This window comes from Luteolibacter flavescens (assembly GCF_025950085.1).
Taxonomy (GTDB): domain Bacteria; phylum Verrucomicrobiota; class Verrucomicrobiia; order Verrucomicrobiales; family Akkermansiaceae; genus Haloferula; species Haloferula flavescens.
Genome location: NZ_JAPDDS010000052.1, coordinates 1 through 1,217, shown reverse-complemented (window position 1 = coordinate 1,217; position 1,217 = coordinate 1). Strand labels below are relative to the sequence as shown.

The 1,217-nt window shown below is 52.1% G+C and carries 1 protein-coding gene; it reads right to left on the bottom strand.

Going from position 1 to position 1,217, the window contains the following annotated elements; all coding sequences use genetic code 11:
* A partial coding sequence (locus OKA04_RS24960) for a GDP-L-galactose phosphorylase (RefSeq protein ID WP_264503855.1) occupies positions 1 to 1,104 on the bottom strand: 1,104 nt, incomplete at its 3' end.
* Positions 1,105 to 1,217 lie beyond the last annotated feature (113 nt).

The following is a 1,217-nucleotide window of genomic DNA, read 5'->3' as shown; positions in this document are numbered from 1 at the left end:
CTCGTAATCACTCCTTCGTTTCAGCACGATGTGGCCACTGATCTCCCACACAGCTGGGTTAACCTGCGTGTCCAGTAGCTCCTGGCTCACTTCTCCCAGAGCCTGCTTCTCGGCATAGCACTGAGGGAAGAGGAAGATCTTTTTGCCGCAGTCAGAGATAAGAACATTGTAAGGCACATTGTTGTCCTGCAGCCAGATACAAGCGCTGGAAACCACATTGGCCAGATCGCTCAGTGAGTTGCCTCCCTCAAAAACCAGTCCCCTCACAGGGTAGTTCATCAGCTTGGACACCTTTACTCCACTATTCATTGTGCCCTCAGCAAGGAAAATCCTCTTGGTAGCTGCCTTCTCAACAGGGAAAGGCACTGTCAAGTAGTATGCCTGAAAGTGGAGGTGGTTGATGGTTGCAAAGGCACCCAAACTATTATAGCCAAGCCTGAAGTATGGGCTTGCGGCTTCAGCAGCCATGTGCAGTGCAAGCAAGAAGCTCTCCTGGTCAATCCTCTGAGGCAGGCGGTCCAGTACACGGGGAATGAGAAGAACATGGCCATATTCAATTGGGCTTACATTGATTGCAACAACATTAGGAGCACGATCAGCAACACTGATTGGGGAGCTCTCCACAAAGAAGCTGTCATCACCACCACCATTCTCAAATTGGAAGAGCACCTCCTCCTGGCCAACTTTGGTGAAGTTGAACTTGGCAGCATCAAATGGTTGAAGCACACGGTCCACGCGGAATTCAGTAGGGCGCTTCTTGAGGTGGCGTCCTTCATTCAGTTGTGCAACAAACCCAAGGTTGCCTGGGATAACCTTGGTCTCACAGGCAGTGACATCATATCGGAACAAACCTCGGGCCATCCTGTCTTCCCACAGGCCGAGCAGGAGATTGACAAAGAACTCATCGTTGGAAGCATCCTCCTGCGAAGACGGCTTTTTCGGACTCGCCTTGAAAGCATACAGCGGAAGCTTGGAATCGGGCAAGCAGCAATCCCCGAGGCAATCCCTCCCGCAGCCGGCGCGGGGGCGTTCGCCGGCGGTGGCGGCAGCATCCTCCTGGTAGTTGGAAACCACGGTGGGCACCCGCTTGATGGTCAGCTTCATCTCCATGATTAAATCTCAATTCCTTCCTCTCTCTCGGGGTCAGGGTCAGGTCAGCGAAAGATTTTTGTTGATTGGATGTTAGAGAAGGTGGATGGGATTGAGATTTAATCATG